Origin of the sequence: Legionella quinlivanii (assembly GCF_900461555.1) — a bacterium.
GTDB classification, from domain to species: domain Bacteria; phylum Pseudomonadota; class Gammaproteobacteria; order Legionellales; family Legionellaceae; genus Legionella_C; species Legionella_C quinlivanii.
Window position 1 is genome coordinate 2,297,420 of record NZ_UGOX01000001.1, and the last position, 22,831, is coordinate 2,320,250.

Here is a 22,831-nt window from a genome sequence, read left to right on the forward strand (position 1 = left end):
GCGGTAACTATAATTATTCTTAACTAACCATTAAGAGTAATAATGAAAAATGATATTCTGGATTGCATTATCATTGGCGGGGGACCCGCTGGTCTTACAGCAGGCCTCTACCTGAGTCGGTTTCGCCGTAATATACTCATTTATGACGGCGGAATCAGCCGCGCTGAAAAAATCCCGCTCTCTCATAATTATCCCGGATTTCCACAAGGCATCTCAGGCCAGGAATTACTCACCCGATTAAGACAGCAACTATCTCATTATGAGGCAACTATTATTCATGAGTTTGTTGAATCCATTAAAGTGCTCGGTGATTACCATTTTCAGGTAAAAACTGGATCAGGATTTCAATACGCAAAAAATATTATTCTGGCAACCGGGGTAAAGGATATAGAACCTCGTCTGGGCAACATAAATGATGGTATTCAAAAAGGATTGATCAGGCATTGCCCCGTTTGCGATGCCTTTGAAGTAATTAATAAAAAAGTAGCTGTTATTGGTTATAACAAATCAGGATTAGGGGAAGCACTATTCTTACGCGAGTATACACCAAAATTGACTTTACTAACCCTTGGAGAAACAGAAGCCTGGAGCAAAGCAGACTTTAGAAAAATCAAAAAAGCCGATATCACCTTAGTCAACGAGCAATTGCTGGAAATTGAATTAACTTCTGACTCGGCCAAAATGACTTTTAATAATAAGAAAATACTTAAATTTGATTGCCTCTATTCAGCATTGGGTTCGGTTTATAATAATCAACTGGCAAATGAACTGGGGGTCAAATTAAAAGAGGGAGCTGTAATGGTGAATAAACACCAGCAAAGCTCAATCAAAGGATTCTATGCGGCAGGCGATGTAGTTCATGGACTGAATCAGATCTGTGTCGCTACCAGCCAGGCAGCCATCGCCGCAACCGATATTCATAACCGATGCAGGGACTTAACATAACTTGCTCAGACTACAATTCAGCAGACGCTTTTTAAAGCTAAGGCAAAGCGAGCAAAGCTGAAGCTCCCGGCAGGGCCAGAGTGCAAGAGGCATTAGTCGTTGTATTTGGAATTAATGCGACGGGCTGATTTGGAGCGGCTGACCAATAATTAGGATATTGTTTTGGAAAATAACTGTCGCAGTCCGCAGTCAGATCTGCGGCGACATCCAATGATTTTTCCAGCAGTTTCTCACCTAGCTGACAAACTTTTTCTTTTGCCAAAGAAAAAAAGCCGTATTTGGAGCATACTGAGGAGTCGCTTCGACTGAGTGTACGGCTAAAAAACTGAGGGTATTCTTTTATCAGATCTTGAACAGCCTCAAGATTTAAAAAATCTTCAGCAAGAAAATGATTATAAAAGCCTGGTTGATATTCAATTCCTGCTATTTTCGCAACCGACATGATTTCATGCGCCGTGTGAAATCCCCCTCCTCCAATGAACCCCAAGATTGCTGTGATATACTGCTTAAGTTCTTCCTTATTGAAATTTCCAATTAATAATGCTTGTAATAGCGAATCAGCTGTACTTCCGGATGGACCCGCAAGAAAAGGCTGGTTTAGTCGGGAAATTTCTTCAGCCCATGCAGAATCTGGCGGCGGAATAAAAACGCCTAAAATATTAGCATGCTCCTGAACCTCAAAATCAGTAGGACAACTAATCGGATCAGCAATGCCAGTAGTTCGACTTATCTTACCCTGATTGTTTACTTTAATGCGCGTACGGGGAATTAAAAAATTTTCCTGAAATATTTGCTTATAAATAGCCTTTTTACAAACATCAATATCCTGAGGCCTGGCGCTTAATTTCTTCGCTACCCGCTGTGATACACTAAGGTGTTTATTCTCGATTTTTTCAACAATATGTTTAACATGCCGATCAGGTAAAAAATCAAAAATTTTCTCGCTGAAAAATTGATGCAAATGCATAATTCGCGGAAGATTAGTTATCGGGAACGTGGTTAAATCATCAATAATCAATGCCATGATATCGCTTTGCAAAGGACAATAATCCAGTGCAGGACCCAAAGTACCGAAATAGGTATCGCTAAAAAGATCATTGATCCCTTGATTAGTCAAAATATCATTCGTCATGATAAATTCACGGTTTACGGGGCGAGTTAATAAATCCGCAATGGTCCTGGACATTTTTTCTACAGCAGGCAGGGTCTGTGGATTTTTAAGAATCAGAGCGGTTAGTTTAGTTTCCAGGCAGAAAATTTGTTTATCAGATTTTGCTTTAGGCATAATAGCTAGAACACTGAATCCCGATTAAATGACAGGCTAACATTTCATTTGTCCATATTTTATACTGAAAACATTAATTGAATATTAAGTGCAGCATTGATAACCGAGCGGTTCTATTAACCAGTGTCTGACAGTCTATTCACAGAGTTATCAACAGTTTTTGTGGATAAGTAAAAGCAGTTAATAACGTAAACGCGAGCTGAAAACCTTTATTGGCAAGGGTTTTTATAAACTGATGAGAAGTCGACAAGATTGGGAATTGAAGCCGGAAGTATTTTATCCACAGGATAATAGGACCAAATAAACTCTCGGGAAGTGCATTCTACCTCTTTTTTTTTTGAAGAACCAGTCTTGACATTAATCCAGGATTTTATTTCATATAGATTGCAACTTATGAAATTTATTAAGAAATAAAATTAAGAAATCAAAATAAGTCCCCTCTCCGTAAGAGTTTGAAGATCTAATCTCTGTCTTTGTGAACAACGTGAAGCAATCCAGATCGGAATTTGGACAAGGTAAGGACCTGGATTGCTTCGCTAACGCTAGCAAAGACAGTTTTTTGCGTACCCATCTTCATTCACCTAACAATGCTGCGCGGGAAATGACCAGAATTTCTTAATTTAATATCAGTGTTGGTTATGATTTACCCAAGCTGAAATCTCAACTAGTCCCCAAATAATCCTGACCAAATTGCTCCAGATATCCCTGATAATTTCCTAAATAATTCTGCGCGCCATAACGTTCGGTTAACACAAGTACTCTTGTGGAGATTTTATCAATAAAGTGTCGATTGTGACTAACAAATAATACAGTGCCCGGGTACAGGCTTAAGGCATCAATTAAAGCATCAATGGACTCCAGATCCAAATGATTGGTGGGTTCATCGAGAATGAGCACATTAGGCTTTTCCAGGATTATCTTCGCCATAACCAGGCGTGCAGATTCCCCTCCGCTGAGCATGGCAATTTTTTTATCCACATCCGTACCGCGAAATAAAACCTGGCCGAGGATATTGCGTATTTCCTGGGAGGTGGCTACCGCATTCGCTTCCATCCATTGTAATATAGTCATCTCAGGATCTAATAAAGTACGGTAGTCTTGGGAAAAATACCCGACTGTTACCGTTTCACTCCATTCAAAGCGGCCATTATCCGCAGAAAGCTCGTTCAAAAGAATTTTCAAGAGAGTGGATTTTCCAATACCATTAGGCCCAATAATGGCACATTTATCATTGCGATAAAGTGAAAAATCGACTTGATTTAATACTTTTTTCTCACCAAATGTTTTATGAATATTTTCAACATTAATAATCGATTTACCTGAAGGCCTTCGCTGCTGGAAATTAAAATAAGGCTTCTGGATATTGGAATCTTTTATTTCAACCAATTGAATGCGATCAATCATCTTTTGGCGAGAAGCGGCCTGAGCGGCTTTACTTGCTTTAGCACCAAAACGATCAACAAAGGTTTGCATCGCATTGATTTTCTTTTCCTGATTCTTTAACTCACTTTGTTTTAATACTAATTGTTCTTCTTTAGCAGCCACGAACTGATCATAGTTTCCTGTATAATTGGATATCGTATCGTAGTCAATATCCAGAATATTGGTTGATACTGCATTCAGGAAACTGCGATCATGCGAAATGAAAATAAGCAGACCGGGAAAGGTTTTTAAAAATTGTTGCAGCCAGGCAATGGAAACGATATCCAGGTGGTTGGTGGGTTCATCCAATAACATAATATCCGGTTGCTGATACAGAACCTGGGCCAGCAATACTCTTAATTTATACCCCCCGGATAAGGCGCTTAGAGGCTTATCATGGTATTTTTCAGCAATTCCAAGACCCAGCAGCAAATTTTTGGCTGAATGTTCCGCCTCATAGCCATTATGATGCATCACAATTTCTTCAAGTTCACCAAGGCGGTATCCATCTTCTTCGGTAAAATCTTCTTTAGTGTATAATTTATTTTTTTCAGTGAGCGCATTCCATAAAACGGCGTTACCCTGGATCACCACATCGATAAGCCTGTCTTCTTCAAAACGAAAGTGATCCTGCTTTAAAATACCGACATTCAAATTTTTTGCCTTTTCCACCGAACCTTGAACAGGCGTTTCTTCACCGGCAAGAATTTTTAAGAAGGTTGATTTACCTGTGCCATTAGCACCCACCACACCATAGCGCTGTGAGGGCAATAAAATTAAATCAACATCCTGGAACAGGGATTTTTTACCAAATACCATACTTAAACTGCGTACATCCAACATACAAACGGCCCATCTTAATTTAATCGATTACTTGTACCTGAGTGGCAAACTCGCCCCGTTCCCCTTTATTTAAGGTATACGAAACCCGCTGGCCAATGGCTAATTCTTTATAACCTGTGCTTTGAACTTCAGAGAAATGGACAAACACTTCCTGCTTATCCTTATCAGAAATCAGAAATCCATAGCCTTTAATTTTATTAAAACGCTGTAGTGTACCTGTTTGAGTCATCATTTACCTTATCATTTATGGCAGACGCTGTACGCCCACTTTTTTACCTTTTATTTTTCCTTTCTGGAACTGTTCAAAGGCTTTTCCCGCATGACTTTGCGCAATTGCTACATAAGAATGGGAGCTTAAAATATCAATTTTACCAATTGCTTCTGCCTTTAATCCAGCATCTTTAGTTAAGGCGCCCAATATATCACCCGGTCGAATTTTATCCTTTCTCCCTGCCATAAGACGTAATGTTACCATTCCTGGAAGCAGATCAGAGACAGCGGAGGAAGTTAACTCATCCATTCCTCCCCAAACCATTTCTTTTGCCATGAGCTCTTCAATAGCGCATAAGCGCCCGGCATCTTTAGGTGTCGTTATACTTAAAGCCAAACCTTTACACCCCGCTCGTCCTGTACGTCCAATACGATGAATATGAACTTCCGCTTCAAAAGCGAGCTCATAATTAATAACGGCAGGCAGCTCTTTGATATCCAAACCTCGTGCAGCAACATCTGTCGCAACCAAAATAGAGCGGCTTCCATTGCTAAACTGAATAATCGCCTGATCCCGCTCTGCCTGTTCCAAATCGCCATTAATAACCGCAGCGCTAAAGCCTTCATGATTGAGTTCTGCGGCTAACTCCTGCGTTTTTTCCTTGGTATTACAGAAAATTAATGTGGAAGCTGGCCGATAATGAGTCAATAGTTTCTTTAATAGAGAATATTTGTCGTTTGGGCTGGATACTTCAAAAAATAGCTGCTCAATATCCTGTACACGCTCCTGCTCCTCTGCTTTTATTTCATGAGGATGGCGCATAAATTCCTGAGCCAGCTGTTTAATAAGCGGTGTAAAGGTTGCGGAAAATAATAATGTCTGTCTTTTTGACGGACAGTACGAAAGTATTTGCTTTAAGGAATCCACAAATCCCATATCCAGCATTCGATCCGCTTCATCTAAAACAAGGGTATTCAGATGAGCCATGCTCAGGGTTTTTTGGTCTAAATGCTTTTGAACCCGGCCTGGTGTGCCCACAATGATATGCGCTCCATGTCGTAAGGAGTCATATTGCGGTTTAATCGGGGTACCTCCGGAAAGATTTAAAATCTTGATATTCGGTAAAAGTCTGGCAAGACGCCTCAGAACCTGACTGACTTGTTCGGCCAGTTCGCGTGTAGGGCAAAGAATTAATGCCTGAGTTATTACTCGCTCAATTTTTAAATGATTGAGTACACCCAAACCAAAGGCGACTGTTTTGCCGCTGCCGGTTTGTGCCTGTGCAATTACATCCGCTCTATTCAGCAGCAAGGGCAAACTCTGTGCTTGAATAGCGGTCATTTGAGTAAAATTTAATGAAAGAAGGTTGTCAGATAATTCTTTTCGTAAAACTAAAGAAGAAAAAGATAACTCCTCTTTCCAGGCAGGGAGTACTTTTTCTGAGCTAATATCCATTTTGGAAGAAGTGCCGATCGTAAACGAAGCACATAATACCATAAATCAGCAGATGATTGAATCAATCATTCTAATTTGTAGACAGACTTAGTCGATATTTAAGAAATAACGCGTCGTTTTAAGTTCTCCAGTTCGTTTCAGAATATTCTTTTTCACTAAGTCATTTAAATCTCTGAACGATTGTCAATAATTGCCACACAAGTTGTCAACTTTATAAATTATGAATATGATAAGCTAACCGTAGAGGCAAGTTAATTAGACTCAGCATTCTCAGATTAATTGTATGAATCCCAATGAAAATATAGCCGCAAGCGTAGTGGCCTCCTTGGTGAATGAAAAAGTATTCTCTTCAATTAGACTGGCAACAGGTGATCAGCATTTTGTTTATGCAGTTAAGACCTTAGATGCAGAGTATGTTCTGAGGATGACGAAGGAAACTAATAGAAAGCACTTCATCTCCGCAATATATTGGCAGGAAAAATTGATTCCCCTAGGCGTGCCTCTGGCTAAATTTATCAGCAGCGATTTGGATGGAGAATATTCCCCATTCCCTGCTTTACTAATGATGCGTTTGGCTGGTGATGATTTATGCAATGTCTATTCGGGATTAAGCAATTCAGATAAGAAAAACCTGGCTAAGGAAATGGTGGCAATTCAGAACTGCACAAAGGTACTGCCGGAAGGCTCAAGCTTTGGGATAAGCCAGAGCTATGAAGACAGGACTGATTTTGAAACATGGTATGACTTTTTGATGCAGCGTTTGCATTTATTCAAGGATATTATCAGCAAGCAGAATATTTTTGATGCAGCTAATGTATCAAAAGCTATTTCTATTGCCATCGATATGAAAAAAGACTTTCTAGCAATTAAAGCAACTCCATTTTTATGGGATGCCAGCGAGAGAAACGTACTGGTTCATCAGGGAAAAATTTCAGGGATTGTCGATGTCGATGAGGTTTGTTTTGGCGATCCATTGTTTGTTCTTGGGCTCACCTATGCTGCATTGGAAAATGATGGACAGGATACCTTATACACTGATTACTGGGCTGAAGCCTTGGAATTGAGTCAAAAAGCAAAATTACGTCTTGAATTTTATCGTCTGTTTTACACCATTGTCTTTATGCGTAAGCATTCCATGACAACCGCAAATAACCAGACAATTGTTTTTCATGTCGATAGGCTGAAGAATATGTTTAATCAATCGTTGAAACGGTTACTATGAAATCCCTGAAATTTAAATAGAGATTTTTCTAAATTTTCGCCTTCAGGGAGAATACCAAAATCACGTAATTTGCTTAACACCATCAGCGTATTAAATATAGGATTTGGATTGCCGGTCTTCGCAAGCGATTTTAGTTGTTCTGAACGATCGAGATGGTATTGGATCTCTTTAAAAGTAAGCCCCTTTGAATGTTTAAGTAAAAGCCCTCTTAAGGTATTTTCATACACATAATGAGCGTTAATCAATTCTTCTAATTTTATCTTTGCTTGTTCCTGATTATAAACCTGGAAAGAATGTCCATCAGTCATGGATTTAATGGATCCCTCATTCAACATAGACAATACTTTGGTATGCGATTCAAGTGATTTTAGATGATCACAATCATGAAATAGATTGCAATAACCGTTTGTTTCATCTCCCATATGAATATGGGAAATTTCAGGTAAATAGACAATAACATGTCCGCGTGTATGCCCTTCCGATCTAAGAACATACAGCCCTTCATCAAATTTCCAACCTGACCAATAAATATGGCCAATTGTTATATTGTGAGAAGGCAGGCTTTCCAAAACATTTAAATGTTGGGTATTAGCATGTACTGGTTCAAAAAATTTCAACAATTCATCAACTCGTTTTTCTGGATTAAATCCTTTCGCCATAAACATCATAATATTCTTAAAGTTCTGAATAAAATAATTACGATTGTTTTGCATCAGTGTTAAATCATGTGCAGAAATATAATGATACTTTTCAAAGGCCTCAATTTGATCAATGACAATATTATTACCCACATGATCGATATGGCCGTGTGTATTAACCAGGATTAGCCTATTAACCGGTTGCAGCAAAGCACATTTGTCCAACAGAATTTGGCGAAAATCAGGCAATGCGCCAGTATCAATGAGATAAAGTGTATCTCCTTTTTTATACACGATGGCATTGGCTACATCGGCTTGTTTTCTCTCAAGATCAAGATGACGGCCTATAATCAAAAAATACTGCTTGGCCAATTCAACACTATCCAGATATTTAAGCATAATGAACTCCTTTTCTCATATGCTTAGTATATACTGGAACGCAATGAGATTCCCTTTAGTCTGATTATCAGTATTTAATGGATTGCTTTATTTTTTCAAGGCTTTCCAAATTAAAAGTTTCCGAAGCGGCATGGCGTTTTTTTAATAAAAAATCCCTTGCTTCAGTTAGTTTAAAAAACGCATCTTTTGCTTCTGGCCTGGAATTTTTATCTGGATGAACTCGTCTGGCTAACTTGCGATAGGCCTGTTCGATTTGCGTAGGTTTTGCATCAGTAGAGAGATTCAACGCCTGGAAAAAAAGAATTTTTGTACTGGCTGTTGAAAATGCGCTTACTTCGTTTTTAGCAACCACCAGCGATTTCTGACATTCAATTTCTGTCGCGCTGGTTTGGAGTCTTTGGATTAGCTGCTCGGCCAAACGATGTATTCCGGATTCTTTTTTATCAGCAAACACCCTGTCGAGTGACTCTGTAAATTGATTAATGCAGGTTAAAGCCTCTGCTAAAGTGAGATGCTTCAGGTATTCTTTTTTTAATAAAATCCAATGACTAAAAACCTTGATTTTTCCCTCCATCACAAGGTCATTTTTCAGTTCATCCAGGGATAGGTCCTCTCGCGTCATTGGATGACTCTTATCCTTATCAAGCCAGTTTAGCAAAGCATTGCGGTTGAATCGTTCGGGACTATTCTTTGCATAAACCGGCGTTCCATCAATAATCATCAGGGTAATGGGACAAGTGTACTGTCTGGGGATCCATTCGCTTAAGATCCCCTGTGCTTCCAGAACAGTATGCAATTGGTCAGTGATGATTCGAGCAGGGGCTGACTGAACATTTCCAGATTGAATAAATGGAGGTGCGTCAAGAAAAAAAATTTGCACGTCAACTTCACGGCGATACTGAATATGAGTCAGAATGCGTAAAATAAGCTCTGAAGTTAAGCGTCTATTTTCTGAAAGAGCTCGCGAATCAAAAAGAAGATCGCTAGCGAGTACATGCTGTAATCCATTCGGAGATATATTGGGTGCTCGATGGCTGAGAGTGCGCTCTACAAGCTGGTTCAACTGCCGGTTGGCCGGAATTCGTAGCGATGGTACCGACAAGATAAAGTTGAAACCAAGTTCCCAAAGAGCAATCTTAAATAGTGAGGAGAAGATGTTTGGTAAACCACTGTGATCCATCAATATACTGACTGCCCAGTACGATAGCAAATAACTAAAAAAGCGAAATGCCAACCTTCCTAGTAAGTCATTATACCGAAAGTATGAGGAAAATCGACGCCAGAAAAGTAACAAATCTTCAAGAAACTCCATCATACCACGCACAGCTCATTCACAATGTTTTTAATTTTGCCATACTTCTTTTTGAATATTCAACGATTTGTTCATAAACAGAAAATAAGCTTGTTATTACAAGGCTGGGAAATTGTTGCTTGCATCCTTACACAAAATAAATTTAGTCAGGCGCAATTGAAATGAATCATAATGAACAACTGGTTATTTTAAATAAAGCCCCTGGCTGGGACATCTGGCCTGACCTAATTGCACCAAAGGACAATAGCCCCTCTCATTATTCTGCCGTATAATTGAGCATGCAAATCAAAAATAACAGAACAAGCTCCTTTTTTTGAATTATTTATTCATCAATTTGAGTCAATGTGAATTATATATAGGTTAATAGTGAGAAATGCCAGCTAATTTATTAGAGCAATATTATAATAAAATCATTAATAATGAATTATCAGATACGGATCTTCTGAATGCAAAAGGTCAACTCGAGCATCAGGAACATGAAGATCTGAAACGGTTTGAATTTGTTTTAAATGGGGTCATTGCCTATATTGATACGCATCCTGATGCAATCCCCTCTCTCTGCCCCGACCATCCAACGCATAGCGAATATAGAGAAATCCTAAAAAAAAAGATGATTGAGCAGCGTTCATTTTGCCTAGATGTATGTCAGCGTTTTAATGATAAAATAGCGGCATTATTGTTTATTCTGGATAGCAATCCGTTTTACAAAACCCATCTTTATCAAACGAAAAAATTTGATACATCTCTGATGGAACTCCAGACCGTATTTCAAGGCCTGGTATTAAACAATATACAAGATTTAAATGTTGGGCAATTTGACTATTTTGTTATGGAAGGAATTTATGTATTGACCCGGATGAGTAGAGATCTTGTGGGGTACGATGATACAATGTTCACAGGAATCCCCACGAGAGCCTTTCACTGGCAATCATACACCAGTTTTAAAATAAACAGAGAGAGGAATGCCCCTTTAGATTACGAACTTGTAAAGAAAACACAAACCATATTATTCCAGCTTCGTGCGCTTATCCACGGCAAAAATTCAGCATTGCGTTTAGAAAGTACTGACAAGGGCAGGATAGATTTGAATCAGCGCCCGATGTTTTCAATGCGCACTGTTTTTTTTGGCAAGACTTCTCAAGGACCAGTAGTTCAGGATCCGGTGGTCACTCATAGATCTCTCTTGTTCTCGGGCAGCACCTCATCTGGTGAACAATCAAATTCGGCTTTATTCCTTGCTAAATATTACCTGAGTTTGGGAAAAAAAGTGCTCACATTGAACGATGAATTTGACAGTGACATTCAATTTGAAGCCAGAAATAAATTTATCCAGTCTGGGGTTTATCTTGAGCACTTTCTCAATCTAAGTTTTCGTCAGGAATACACTGTTATGTCCCAGCTTAAATTAAATGAAGTAAGAGATAGAATTTATGAATATAAATATAAAGACATTCATGGCAGTCATTCGCAAATTGAGTTCAGTAATTTTAATCTGCCATTACAATTTTATGAAAATATTTTAGAAAAGCTGCGACATGAGTTTTCTGTCGATGATTTAATCAGAATTAGAAGCACTATTGTTGAATTATCTTTATTAAAAGACCATGTGAGCGGTCATCTCGAATTAAGCAGAGAACAATACAATCAAATTGCAGGAAACTATCCCTACTTCATTGCAAAAGAGATCTGCGAAATGATGGGGTTGAAAAAACTTAATTCTGATTTTAGTAGGTTTTATTTACAAGACCAGCCTTTGATTAAGGAAGAAATACTCGAGTGCCTAGTCCGGGGTTATCAATTTACTCACACGATGCCTTTGAACGAAAGATCAACATTTCGATATGAGCTGAGAGGAATGATAAAAGATGTTGAGGCGCTGCCAGTTACTAAAAAAGACCTTGAACGCTTTGTTAACCTCCAAACCACAAAAGAATTCCAATGGTTCAGATGGGCTATTTATAATGGTGGCAAACCTGCCATTGCCCCCCCTACTTGCTCAAACTCTCTGCCGGAGTTGGATAGCGAACTCTCGGAATTTGTATTGCTTTCCACCTCTCCTCAATGACCAATCAAAAGTACTATAATTTAATCAATAAGGATAATTTGTTAACCACCATCATATCAGGAATTTGTCCTGCCATGAGGTCGTTACAGGAAGCTGAGATGAAATACCGATTATGTTGTGCGATGGGTCTATTTCTCGGAATGGGAATAGCCAGCACTTCGCTTTGCTATAGCTATGGATATCACCATCGCTACTGGGGAGGGCAAAAGGTTATCATTATCAATCCCAATAACCCGGGATACTACAACGGGTATTATAATGGGTATAATCCCTATTATGCTCCCAATCCTCAATATTATTACTACCCGCGCTATCGTTGTATTGTTGTTCCACGCTGCTATTCGTCTGGTTCCTGCAATTATCAGAATCAGGAATGTGGTTATTTCTAAAAGCGTCTGGAACTTGATTCATATCGAGTGGTGTTAAAAAAATGTTACTTGTTTTTTCTGCTTATAGAAGATTCGTTGTCGCAGTCACTACTATTCTCAAGCTGCTTATAGTCACCTTTTGTATCATGCCTAAATAAAAGTTTGACTTTATCATATTTAGATAATTGTTGTTGTAGGGGTATTTCACTCTCTGCCGACCTGTTTCCTCGGCTAATGGTTGCAGGAATATCCTCAACTTTTGGCTTCCATTGCTCTTCACTCAAGTTCGTTCCTTCCGGTATGTCTTCATCAAATACTACATCTGCTGGATTAAATTCCCCACCCACTGGCGCATCTTTATATTCAACAGAATTATATATAACTGATCCACGATCCGCTTCGCTATCCTCTGAATCAGGATTTTCAGGGAGGGGATTGTCAGGAGCTACCGGGGAATCTGTATGGACAACCGAATTATTAGCAGCATCACCCTCTTTAATATTAGATTGTTCAGAGAGCTGATTATCGAGATCCGGCTTTTGCTCTACCGGCGCATCTTTATAAATAACTGAACTGTAAATGACTGAGTCAAGTCCCTCTTCGTTGTCAGCATCAGCCACTGGATCAAGCTCAGCCTCCTGTTCTTGAGCATTATCGGGTAGCTCAACAGATTCCTGGGCTTTACCTTTCTCCAGAGTATCAGCGGTAACCAGCATTTGGTTTAATAATAAACGCTGATGGTTATTAAGTTTGGAGTCTTGCTTTATACCTACGATCAAAGCTATCTGTAGATTGGATTTTGTCTCCTGATTCATTTCTGGCAATCTGTTCTGAAGCATCAAATCTTGAAAAGAACTGACTGCAGGTACTCTGATTAATCCTCCTGTTACTGTATGCAGCAATCGTCTAAAGAAGCCTGCCTTGTTTAAATCTTCTTTTAAAATCGCTTTTTCCACTTTGCTTAAATGCTGTTTGGCTGAGGCTATCTGTGTATCAAACCTGTCTGACTGTATTTTAGAGAGAGAAGGAACTCTTGGATCGTTAATCTGTTTCAATGCCTGCACAAAAATTGTATCCATTTCGGGGGTAATTTCTTCCCCATTTAAGACCTTGCTTAACAACTCAATTTCTTTACCAGTACTTAATGCTGACTGGGGTACTAACTCTTCAAGCTTGACAAGGAAATCTTCTGGAGGCAGATTAATAAAATTCAAAAGCGACTGTAAATGCTTAATGGGTAAGCGATCGGAAGGTTCTGAGCGAGTTAACTCCTGAATGAGTACCGATAAGTTCTGTATTTCATGGACTGAGTTGCTTGCCCCTGCATTAAGGGGTTTCCAGTTCTCATACTCTTCTTCATCCTGCTGGGACTGGGTTTTACCCAAGCCGTAAAACATAAATTCTTTTAAGGCCTTCCCTAATTGAAACGACATGTAGGCCGGCATATCTACTTTAGTCTTTCTTGCCAGAATTGGGGCAAGATCGTCGCCTGCTTCGTTTAAACAGGCTTTATATTCCGGAGGGGCATAATTGGGTGAGCTTAGAATATCCATAACTGAAGGATTTTTTTTATCAGTTAATGTTTTTCTATCGCTAACAATAATCTGCTCCCCGTCGGTTAAAAAATTGGATAGTTTTATATCAGGATGATAATGCCCTGCCGCTTCCAGTTTCAGGCAAAAGTCAGTTAATTGAATAAAAAAACGCTGGGCATCTGCTGCTATGGCTTTGGGCTGTTCACCTTTAAGCGCTTGGGCGTAATTTAACAGAGATCCTTCCTTAGCAAAATTACTGATAACGACGGGTTTATACTCAGTTTCCTCATCTTCATTTTCAAATGGCACCATCAAGGTAACATAATCTTCCGAAAAATATTCACTGACTTCATTGAGTTGAAGAATAGGTTCTTTTCCCAAAGAGTCTCTATCTTCAACACGAATGACCACTTGTTCTTTGATGCCGTCAATATTAAATGTAAAGTTCTTATTGTTTCCTTCAGGATTGCCCAAAACTTTAGTCGAATATTCGGGAAAAACCTGTTCAACGAATCCCTGAATAGATTCTGCTTTAGCGTAGCTTAAGGCTAAAAAATGTCTATGCCTTGCAATTTTTTCCTGTAATTTGGGGTTTGTGTCATAGTTTTTCACTATCGCCAGATTGGCATTTAGATAATCGTTTAATGCAGCCTGAGAATAATCTTGTCTTAAGACAGCATTCGCTTGAGTCATCGCTTCATATAAAGACAAGTTTGTCTCAAATACATCAGCACTTGCATAGCGACTCACTGCTGTGGCAAATTCAATATTTTGCAATAATACTGAGGCATCGCGATGTATACCATATTGTTGTAAATGGGCTTCAAGTCCATCTTGAGATGGTGAGTTTCGCCAGCTGGTGAGTTGAGGAGAAAGAAATTGCTTGTTTCTAAGATAAGTGGTTATTTGTTGCAAGTAATATAACTTTTCCAGGGAATTCTCATTTGCCTCGTTATAACTTGTAACAAATAGCTTGAGTTGGGTATCGGTAGCAGGTAAAGCTAAGGGCTGAATCATGGCCAGAACCTCTAAACTAAGAACATAGATAGGTGCCAGGTATCTAATAGTGTGTATAATTATAGACCACGTTTTAATGTAGTTTTCTTAAGATTACAAAGAAAAAGAGATTATACATTAGGCAGCTAAACACGGGCATCGTTTTTATATTCATCATCTGCTTGGCAATATGTATGAAAGAGGCTTCAGCTTTAATAAAACAGAAGAAGCTTTAAAAGCTGCAAAAGAATCAGTTCATCCCCTCTTATGGGACGATGTGTCAATCTTCTTCGAAGCGGAAAAGGCAGACACCGAAACTGAGTGCCAGTTTGCAACCTCTCCAAGCTAGTAGTTCACAATTGAATTGTATCCAGAGGCATCAATGCCTGTGACAGAAAAACAAAAACCACCCTAAGGTGGTTTCTGATGCAGGCTTAAAAATCGCTTTCGCGTTTCTTCTGCCTACACTTTAAGTATAGTCTGCTCATACAGCCTGTCAAATCTGACCCATGCTTTCGGTAAACCACTATTTTTTCCTTCTGGAAGAAAAGCGCTCAACTAGCAATAATGTGCATATTGATATACCAGGAAACCATTGCCGAACACCCATAAAATTCGCGAAATTCACAGTCTAGTTCAAGGATAAACTTGATGAGATTTCCTCATCTTCACCCAAACCAGACAATATGCTACCTAAAAGCAGTAATTGAATTAAAGAGCGAGCGCCGGCAGAACTAGTTGATGGCCTGAGCTGAAAAAATGATGGTGCAGAAGGAACCGGAGAAGAGGCCAGTGATAACGCAGAGATTAGAAAGGGAAGAGAAGAGCCAAGCAGTGGATTTTCTGGAGTCATCATTAAGGGGCTGGCACCCGAAGAATTTTGACTGATTCGCTCTAATATTTCTGTCATTTTCTTTTGGACTGTATTATGAGCGAAATTTCCATCCAATTGAGTAAAGTTATCTTGAATACTTTTGCAAAGTTTATCCAAGCGCTGCCTTTTTTCGAGAGATTGAATGGGCGCAACATCCAGTGCAGCGATTTCAAGACGCAAATATTGAATTACCTTTTGTAATTTTATGTTAATATCGTGATGCTCTTGAGTAGCACTTGCAGGTAAAAGAGTCTTGGCTCTAATCATCATTCTCAAACATTTATTTAGTGCTTCGAGACTTTTTAATTCGTCTTTATCTCTTGATTCTAATGATGAAAACAGCGTCATCGCGCTTTGATTAGCTAATTGAGCAGCGGTATCCCTATATTTCTTCTTGGCACTGTCTGATTCAGGCAATGCTGCAGCAGCCTTTTCGTATATGTCACTAAAATACTCATAACCGTTGTTGATTGATTCCTGCCGATCTGCCAGTCTGGAAATCAGATCTTTTTTATACTTTCCATGAATATAATTTAACACGTTTTGATCAATTGCCTGTAAATCAATATTTTTGATATTACCGTTCTGTATTTCAATGTGCTTTAGCATGAGTTCAAAACAATCTATTCCAGAATCAACTCCTGATGCTTCACGATAATCAAATCCTTTTAATGCATCAAAACCTACGATTACAGTAGGTAAATCGGATGATTTAAAACTAGCTCTGTTCAATACATGCGGTTCACTTTTGAATTGCATGATTCTCGGTTTATATGCGTATGTGTTTGATGGTTTTAATTCCATATAACTATTTACACGCCCTTGGCTGTTAATACTTAACACAAGATTTATCCACTCTTTTTGCTTCTGCTCTGGCATATTCAGCGGTGACTCCATGTAAAGGCAGATTTTATCTGAGCCACTTTGAGAATAAGTGTAAAATCCGGGGAAGGTCTCAAAATTCCAGCCCATTTTTCGCAGCTCTTCTTTTGTAGATACATTTTTTTCAGGAGAAGCTCGCTTATAATGCATTGGAACGGGATCTGTATTTCCTTTAAACGAGAAGTCATCTATTGATATGTGATTGGAAACCCTTACATGAGCTACCAAATGATCAGTTATCGGATTTACATCGGCTAATTGAGTTGATTTAAATACGACATCCTGATTCGATTTTTCTTGATGACGATTAACGGCCTGCGCAACTACTGCATCTTTTCCTGAGCAATCAAATACATATGCTGCAGGGTAGACATGCTGTTTACCCTTTTTATCTTTAGTGATTACTCCGGACTCCTGAGTATTAGTATGGGGTTGTAAATCAATAAAAGATTCTTCCCTAAAGGAAACGCCCGATAAACTCAACCTTTCATACATACGACGCTCCAGCTCTTTAATATGATGAGCTGAGGAATGGTGGGTACTAATATGCGTGTATCTTTCAACTTTAGCAAAAGTCGAGTGATTTATGTGCCCAGGTCTTGTATAACGACCAGCACGAGGATCGATTATGATAATATTTTCAGGTTTAACCCCTTCATTTATTAGACGGTTTGCAGTATACAAACCGCCCAGGCCCGCTCCAGAAATTACTATTTTGGTCATACTAAATCCACATTAATCGAAAATCCTTATATTATAAAAAAAAGCTTAAGTGTACATTAAGCAATCGAATATGCTAAATAGTCTTAAATTAAATTGATTTATAATGCCGAAAACCAGCAATAAATGAGAATATAAATGATGGAAGATTATGATGATAATGATTATGGCTATACCCCTTTTTTCACAAAAGAAACTCGAGATGTTGCCATCCTCACCAAAATGGGAAGTGTATACACCACCATAGTTCCTGATGTTAAAGATGAAAGTGTAAATATCTTGGAATTGAAATGATGTTTTTGTAAAAATTCCGCATAACACCAGTCCCGCAAGCTCCTTGCGGGAGATCCATATATATAGATATCAAAATCAGACTATTAGTTATTTAGACTGATTCATAAAGTTATCTGCACTTAGGTCTGACTGTGAGTGAAATTTCAGCTCCCAATCTTTCCATCGGGTAGAATCGCATTACAAAAAGGGGCTCGGTGACTTAAACTGCTACTGCGTGATCTTCGCATTGTATAAATTAGATCCAGCCAAACTGGCACCTGATAAATTAGCACCAGAAAAATCTGATGATCTTCTTGATACCCACAGATGGTGTGTTGATGGACATAGATAACCCTTCAATTGAGGCTTCAATTGGCTTTAGTGCCGGCCTGCAACCTCCTTGCTGTTGAAAACCAGTCGATGTCATATCTATAGTTCATCTATTTTAGGATAGATAACTACATAACCTAGAAGTTGTTATTCTTACAACCCTAGAGCAAGCTCTTAAAACTGGAGACTTTAAGATCTCCTGGAATCTGACATATCCTTTCAGTAATTACTATATTTGATTTAAAAACTGACATTGATTTCACTCAATATATTTTTTAGACAGAAATATTGTGTCACATATTGACTATTTAGGTCGCTTTGTGTACAATTGGGTCTTTTAATGCCAAACATGGTGAGTATATGATTCAGTTTAACCCTCGTACCTATTTCTCAATTTCTCCTGACAAAACAGTAAGATGGACAAATAATGCTCTTTGCCATCCCTCTGGCCAAGGATTGCAATTAGCCATTGATTATTACGCGAATAAATATCAGTGCAATATTGAAATACCCACTATTAAGCATAATGATTATTTGGAACGCCTTGACGAAGATACTTTTTTTCAGCATTTGAACAGCTGTATAAAAAGCATGAGAAAAGAATCAGAGGATATGACTTCTTTTAGAAAGGCATTTATTTTAAATGCAGACAATACACACGCTGTACCTTTTCTGTATATAAAGGAACAGGGGGAGGAAGGTTTATTATATGCAAATTCCAAAGGCGTTGTGAGAGCTGGCTGGCAAATAGATGCTATAAATGAAAATCTGGATGAGGAAAACCGTATTCCAGTCTATGGTGTTTATGAAACCCGCCAGGCAGATAATCATTCATGCTTCATGGATGCTTTGATTTTTTGTAAAGATGCTACCTCTAAAAATAATCAAGGCCAGTATCAACTGCCTCATTTATTAAGCGAGCTTAAACGGCGAGCAACTACTCAATCAGATTATGTTGCGGTAAGACTACCTGATGAGCTATTAAAAACGGCGCAAATATCTTCTTTTGTGAGGAGACACAAAGAAAATAATCCGAGCAAGATAATCCATCAACATGGTAATAAACCAGAAAATCTGACGGAATTTAGAAATAGGTACTCCGACAGGCTTGCCAAAATTAACGGAAAAATAAAGTTTAATTCAGCTAATTATTTACGCAAAAAAGGCCTGAGTATTGCTGAAAAAATCGAAATTCAATTTTACATCAATCAACTTCAAGTTAAGTATAAAGAATCGTTTACTTCAAATGACAGAAATAACTTAATTCAGTGTTGTAAGGCAGAGTTTATACGTCAAGCGAGATCTAAAAATAAAGACATTTATAATACGGTTATTTTATTTCAACGAAATTTTGAAAGTAGTTTAAATCGTGATGGTCTGGAAATGAGGGTTGATCAAACACATGCCGATTCAGTACCCAATAAATTATCCAGTAAATCACACTATTTTTCCTTCTGGAAGAAAGAGCGATCAACTAGAAACAATGAACAGATTCATAAATCAGCCTCTAATAGCCTTTGAAATTTTAAATGCTCTCCTGGTTTGTAATACCAGGAGAGCATCCGCGCACCCTTAAAACTCAGATCATGGTTAAACACCCATTTTAGGGCTCGTTACCACCTGTGGTGTACTCTCTGCCGAGGCACTGTCTTTTATTTTCATGAGCTGTTCTTTGAAACTGTTTTTGGGGGGCTCTTTTGCCAAAGAGTTCTCTTTTCTCATTTCCAAAAATTGCTGCTTAAAATCCTGGCTTTTGACGGGTGAAGATGAGGCTTTCACTTCCAATTGCTTATCCCAAGTAATGGTAATATCAGTTGCAACTTGTTCTTTTGCTCCGAATATTTTTTTCAACAAGGAAAGAAAAATCCTGCTTAATATGCTCTCTGTTTTTGGAGGAAGAGAAGGAAGTGATACGCCATGATCTTTTAGCTCGACAAGTATGTCGTTGTTAACGCGCTTTAAGGCATTCTGACTCAATGTGGTCGTTTCTAGTAATTCCCTTGGGATTTCGTTTACAAGTTTAGATACCACCAGAGCATTATTATTTTTAATGGCCGCAACTAAATAATTCATATTATCTTGAGGCTGAAACTTATATCCTGCGGATTTTAATTCATTCCAGATCACGGTAAATGCTTCACTGTCTCCACTTTTTATTGCATTTGAAAGAACATTGGCCTCGCGCCCTTGTTCAATATTTGTTAAACAACGGCATATCTGTTCATTTATAAGTTTTTCCTTTATATCCGGAGGGGCCTTTTCATAGTACCGCTCGATCTCATTTTTCGTGATTTCCAGGCAATTTTTTAGTAAAGGGCCATTCCCCCCTTCTGCGGCGAAAAACAACATTGATCCATAGCCCCGCCTGAAAAGATCCCTATTTGATTCATTTTTCATCAAAAGCTCAAATGCGGCTGCTTTTCCGGAAGTTAAGGCGAAGATAAGCAGATCAGATTGATCTCCTGGCAGTGTAGTTAACAAGATTGACAATGCTTCAGTGTTATTTGCATTGATTGCCATTTTTGCAGCATTACGAGAATCGTCAGCACCCTGACGAAGTAAATATTCAGTAACCTTCGGGTCAAAATTTATAGAGGCTGCAGCACGAAGTGTCGAGAAAGAGTGTCCCCGAACAGTTGCTGTGGCGTTTACATTGGGCAGATAGCGCTCGTAGAGATCGCTAACAGCAGGATATTGTCTGAGGCTTGCATCGGGTTTTCTGAAAAGGTGAAGCTGAAGCCCAACATTAGCTGTTTCATAGCTAAAAACTCGTTTATGAAGCTCATTTAGCACCTCTAATTCAGTAGAAAAACTCTTTTGGCCTGTTGGATATTCGGGATCGTAAACATGGTACTGACCATTCTTTTTGCTGATTGTTATCGCATGATCAATGCTGGAAACCTGGGCTATTTCATTATCGTCCAGAGCGATTTCTTTAAGACAGTTCGCCCAATTTCTGTCATCGGCAACCAGGGCAAAACTAAATGCGGGCAAAAATGCCTTACTTTCTCCACCAGACTCAAGTTTGAGCATGTTAAAACTATTATCCTGGCTGATATTTTGATTATATTGATTTGCTGCAAATGCTAACAATACCTGAGTTATAAATATATGGGCATTTTCAAGCGCACTATCAGATGGGTGGGAAATACTTTTCAAAATCTCCCAAAAATCTGCCTCTCTATCTTCCATGCAATATTTGGCATGCATCATCGCCAGGCCTTGGCACACCCCTCCTTCATCAAATCTAATTGAAAATCCATTACGCTCCAGGTATTGATTAACATTTTGTATAATTCGACCCTGATCGATGCTTGCACTCACACTCAATCCCCAAACTCAATGAATTTACTGTCGCCATTATGATTAATGATAGGATATGATGAGCGATTAATATTCTTTTCGTTTTTTTTAATTAATTTTGAAAAACAGTGTCTAAAGACCGAGCTCTATTGAAGCATTTGGTAAAAAGGCACGATCATTACACCGTTTGATTATATTTTAATCAATTGATATAATCTCCAAAATTTTCCAAAGAGTTTATGGTATGTACAAAAAGTTTGAATCCAATCTTAGCCAAATCCTGTCAGAAGAACCTCAAAAAATTAACATTACTAATAAATTGCCTAATCAACCAGATTGTGAAATCAGGCAAGTGAATAGTGATGTACTTGCTAAAGAAATCGGGATGAAAGCCTGGACAGATAGCCTTGTTTTTACTAAAGACACCCAGGTGTTAGCTCATCCTGAGATTGAAAATGCCGTACCGCGTTATGATGACGCCGCAATGAGTAAGTTAATGAGCACCATCAATTCAAACAGCAAAAAACTGTGTTTAAGCCCAATGGGAGCAACCGGGCTTGGGGTATTCGCTCTTGAGGTCATAGAGTCAGGCGAACCAGTCATCATTTATGCCGGGAGTATGAAGCCCATAGCGCCGGGTAACAATGTTCCTGCATCAAAAAATGAATACGGCTTGGATTTTGATGATTTTGAAGGTAAAAGCTATGCAATGATACAAGCCAAAAACTACGGCAATCTCTCGCGTTTTATGCAACACGCTCCTCGTAAAACCACACCGTCACATGCGGATCACGGGTGCATCAGCCTGGATGACTACCATTTTTTCGATATCGATCGAAACACAATCGCTGTTGCTAATCTTGAACTGCAGATGCTTAATCATCGTGGACAACTAATATACTATTTCATTGCCAAAGAACGAATTCTTCCGGGCCATATAGTGGTCTGGGATTATAATATTCATTATTGGCGAACCAAAGAAGCCCCGCCTGAATTATTTACAAAGCATGGAGAAATCATCGATCGAAAAAGTTACAGACCAAGAGCTTTCAGTGTTCGTATTAGCTTCGATAATGGTGATAAACCCATAGACCTATTTACAAAAGCTTCTTCAATGTATTTTGATTCAGAGAATTTACAGGCATTAAAGATTCAAACACCCTATGGTCACAGGGGATATGTTTCAGCAGCAGAAATCAAAGCAAAATTTGATAATTCGCCTTTACTGTTCATCTGGAGAAAAAGTTATAACTCGTGGATAGAGGAATCACGCCCCTTTAGCCAGGATTTTTGTTTAATTCCACAAGACTCAACTCAGCCATTCTTTAAGCCCAGCCGATCTTCAAAAAAAGAGATTCTTGAGGCTTTGAAACAACTTGCTAAAGAATACGGCATCCCCAAAACAGCCCAATACGATGCAAGGCAAAATAACTCAGTGGCTATGATCATGATGGATAACGATAACTACAAAACGGAATTGGCGGCATTAAAAGCTGGCCTAAATGACGCAGGTATCAAGAAAGCTGCCGCTGGATACGCCACTTTTGGCAAAGAAAGAAAATTTTGCCTCTATATTTATGAGCCGAGCACCCTGTTGTTTAATAAGCTAACTCACAAGCTACAAGATGAGCAGGCAAATACTCTTCAGCAAAAATTTCATGACCTGAGTATTAAATAAGCCTTCGTATCCTGACGAATAAGGCACTAACACTCTATACACATTGTTATCCACAGATTTTGTGGATAACTAACC

17 protein-coding genes are annotated in these 22,831 nt (G+C 38.7%); 7 read left to right on the forward strand and 10 right to left on the reverse strand.

The window, feature by feature from the left end; all coding sequences use genetic code 11:
* Positions 1-42: 42 nt before the first annotated feature.
* Positions 43-945 (forward strand): NAD(P)/FAD-dependent oxidoreductase, encoded by a 903-nt coding sequence (locus DYH61_RS09775; RefSeq protein ID WP_058508748.1) that lies wholly within the window; start codon positions 43-45, stop codon positions 943-945.
* Between the two features lie 37 nt (positions 946-982).
* Here DYH61_RS09775 and DYH61_RS09780 read toward each other — a convergent pair whose 3' ends face one another.
* From DYH61_RS09780 to dbpA, 4 genes are all read right to left on the reverse strand, one after another.
* Positions 983-2,230, reverse strand: coding sequence for a hypothetical protein (locus DYH61_RS09780; protein WP_058508747.1), 1,248 nt, complete (start codon positions 2,228-2,230; stop codon positions 983-985).
* Positions 2,231-2,890: 660 nt separating this feature from the next.
* A complete protein-coding gene (locus DYH61_RS09785; protein WP_058508746.1) occupies positions 2,891-4,495 on the reverse strand; it encodes an ABC-F family ATP-binding cassette domain-containing protein in 1,605 nt (534 codons plus the stop codon).
* A 19-nt stretch (positions 4,496-4,514) separates the two neighbouring features.
* The gene (locus DYH61_RS09790; RefSeq protein WP_058508745.1) at positions 4,515-4,727 is read right to left on the reverse strand and encodes a cold-shock protein; all 213 of its coding nucleotides are present in this window, start codon (positions 4,725-4,727) and stop codon (positions 4,515-4,517) included.
* Between the two features lie 12 nt (positions 4,728-4,739).
* The gene (dbpA, locus tag DYH61_RS09795; RefSeq protein ID WP_058509028.1) at positions 4,740-6,161 is read right to left on the reverse strand and encodes an ATP-dependent RNA helicase DbpA; all 1,422 of its coding nucleotides are present in this window, start codon (positions 6,159-6,161) and stop codon (positions 4,740-4,742) included.
* A gap of 283 nt (positions 6,162-6,444) precedes the next feature.
* Here dbpA and DYH61_RS09805 point away from each other — a divergent pair, with 283 nt between their 5' ends.
* A complete protein-coding gene (locus DYH61_RS09805) occupies positions 6,445-7,383 on the forward strand; it encodes an aminoglycoside phosphotransferase family protein (RefSeq protein ID WP_058508744.1) in 939 nt (312 codons plus the stop codon).
* Here DYH61_RS09805 and DYH61_RS09810 read toward each other — a convergent pair.
* Entirely contained in the window at positions 7,359-8,420 is a 1,062-nt protein-coding gene (locus DYH61_RS09810) for an MBL fold metallo-hydrolase (protein WP_058508743.1), read from the reverse strand. The two genes, DYH61_RS09805 and DYH61_RS09810, sit on opposite strands and share 25 nt — an antisense overlap.
* 67 nt (positions 8,421-8,487) lie before the next feature.
* On the reverse strand, positions 8,488-9,600 hold the full coding sequence (locus DYH61_RS15650; protein WP_160037280.1) for a DnaJ domain-containing protein: 1,113 nt from the start codon (positions 9,598-9,600) through the stop codon (positions 8,488-8,490).
* A 505-nt stretch (positions 9,601-10,105) separates the two neighbouring features.
* Here DYH61_RS15650 and DYH61_RS09820 point away from each other — a divergent pair.
* Both DYH61_RS09820 and DYH61_RS09825 read left to right on the forward strand, forming a co-directional pair.
* The gene (locus DYH61_RS09820; protein ID WP_058508741.1) at positions 10,106-11,797 is read left to right on the forward strand and encodes a hypothetical protein; all 1,692 of its coding nucleotides are present in this window, start codon (positions 10,106-10,108) and stop codon (positions 11,795-11,797) included.
* Between the two features lie 98 nt (positions 11,798-11,895).
* Positions 11,896-12,186, forward strand: coding sequence for a hypothetical protein (locus DYH61_RS09825; protein ID WP_133129080.1), 291 nt, complete (start codon positions 11,896-11,898; stop codon positions 12,184-12,186).
* A 44-nt stretch (positions 12,187-12,230) separates the two neighbouring features.
* Here DYH61_RS09825 and DYH61_RS09830 read toward each other — a convergent pair whose 3' ends face one another.
* Together DYH61_RS09830 and DYH61_RS09835 are read right to left on the reverse strand one after the other, a co-directional pair.
* A complete protein-coding gene (locus tag DYH61_RS09830) occupies positions 12,231-14,717 on the reverse strand; it encodes a protein kinase family protein (RefSeq protein ID WP_058508739.1) in 2,487 nt (828 codons plus the stop codon).
* 610 nt (positions 14,718-15,327) lie between these two features.
* Positions 15,328-17,175 carry a hypothetical protein gene (locus DYH61_RS09835; protein WP_058508738.1) on the reverse strand — a complete coding sequence of 616 codons (1,848 nt, stop codon included), beginning with the start codon at positions 17,173-17,175 and terminating at the stop codon, positions 15,328-15,330.
* Between the two features lie 135 nt (positions 17,176-17,310).
* On the opposite strand from DYH61_RS09835, the gene DYH61_RS15655 reads away from it, so the two are divergent.
* Complete coding sequence (locus DYH61_RS15655) at positions 17,311-17,466, forward strand: hypothetical protein (protein WP_157072314.1); 156 nt, start codon at positions 17,311-17,313, stop codon at positions 17,464-17,466.
* 207 nt (positions 17,467-17,673) lie between these two features.
* Here DYH61_RS15655 and DYH61_RS15995 read toward each other — a convergent pair whose 3' ends face one another.
* Positions 17,674-17,817: a pentapeptide repeat-containing protein gene (locus DYH61_RS15995; protein ID WP_083499289.1), complete on the reverse strand. Its 144-nt coding sequence runs from the start codon at positions 17,815-17,817 to the stop codon at positions 17,674-17,676.
* Positions 17,818-18,135: 318 nt separating this feature from the next.
* On the opposite strand from DYH61_RS15995, the gene DYH61_RS09845 reads away from it, so the two are divergent.
* On the forward strand, positions 18,136-19,296 hold the full coding sequence (locus tag DYH61_RS09845) for a hypothetical protein (RefSeq protein ID WP_058508737.1): 1,161 nt from the start codon (positions 18,136-18,138) through the stop codon (positions 19,294-19,296).
* A gap of 69 nt (positions 19,297-19,365) precedes the next feature.
* Here the strand turns inward: DYH61_RS09845 and DYH61_RS09850 are convergent, their stop codons facing one another.
* Positions 19,366-21,099, reverse strand: coding sequence for a hypothetical protein (locus DYH61_RS09850; RefSeq protein ID WP_058508736.1), 1,734 nt, complete (start codon positions 21,097-21,099; stop codon positions 19,366-19,368).
* Positions 21,100-21,322: 223 nt separating this feature from the next.
* Here DYH61_RS09850 and DYH61_RS09855 point away from each other — a divergent pair, with 223 nt between their 5' ends.
* The gene (locus DYH61_RS09855) at positions 21,323-22,756 is read left to right on the forward strand and encodes an SET domain-containing protein (protein ID WP_058508735.1); all 1,434 of its coding nucleotides are present in this window, start codon (positions 21,323-21,325) and stop codon (positions 22,754-22,756) included.
* Positions 22,757-22,831: the final 75 nt, after the last annotated feature.

Bases quoted from the DNA above. Each gene is read 5' to 3' on its own strand.
- DYH61_RS09775 (WP_058508748.1), top strand. From the start codon at position 43: ATGAAAAATGATATTCTGGATTGCATTATCATTGGCGGGGGACCCGCT.
- DYH61_RS09780 (WP_058508747.1), bottom strand. From the start codon at position 2,230: ATGCCTAAAGCAAAATCTGATAAACAAATTTTCTGCCTGGAAACTAAA.
- DYH61_RS09785 (WP_058508746.1), bottom strand. From the start codon at position 4,495: ATGTTGGATGTACGCAGTTTAAGTATGGTATTTGGTAAAAAATCCCTG.
- DYH61_RS09790 (WP_058508745.1), bottom strand. From the start codon at position 4,727: ATGATGACTCAAACAGGTACACTACAGCGTTTTAATAAAATTAAAGGC.
- dbpA (WP_058509028.1), bottom strand. From the start codon at position 6,161: ATGGATATTAGCTCAGAAAAAGTACTCCCTGCCTGGAAAGAGGAGTTA.
- DYH61_RS09805 (WP_058508744.1), top strand. From the start codon at position 6,445: ATGAATCCCAATGAAAATATAGCCGCAAGCGTAGTGGCCTCCTTGGTG.
- DYH61_RS09810 (WP_058508743.1), bottom strand. From the start codon at position 8,420: ATGCTTAAATATCTGGATAGTGTTGAATTGGCCAAGCAGTATTTTTTG.
- DYH61_RS15650 (WP_160037280.1), bottom strand. From the start codon at position 9,600: ATGGATCACAGTGGTTTACCAAACATCTTCTCCTCACTATTTAAGATT.
- DYH61_RS09820 (WP_058508741.1), top strand. From the start codon at position 10,106: ATGCCAGCTAATTTATTAGAGCAATATTATAATAAAATCATTAATAAT.
- DYH61_RS09825 (WP_133129080.1), top strand. From the start codon at position 11,896: ATGAAATACCGATTATGTTGTGCGATGGGTCTATTTCTCGGAATGGGA.
- DYH61_RS09830 (WP_058508739.1), bottom strand. From the start codon at position 14,717: ATGATTCAGCCCTTAGCTTTACCTGCTACCGATACCCAACTCAAGCTA.
- DYH61_RS09835 (WP_058508738.1), bottom strand. From the start codon at position 17,175: ATGACCAAAATAGTAATTTCTGGAGCGGGCCTGGGCGGTTTGTATACT.
- DYH61_RS15655 (WP_157072314.1), top strand. From the start codon at position 17,311: ATGATGGAAGATTATGATGATAATGATTATGGCTATACCCCTTTTTTC.
- DYH61_RS09845 (WP_058508737.1), top strand. From the start codon at position 18,136: ATGATTCAGTTTAACCCTCGTACCTATTTCTCAATTTCTCCTGACAAA.
- DYH61_RS09855 (WP_058508735.1), top strand. From the start codon at position 21,323: ATGTACAAAAAGTTTGAATCCAATCTTAGCCAAATCCTGTCAGAAGAA.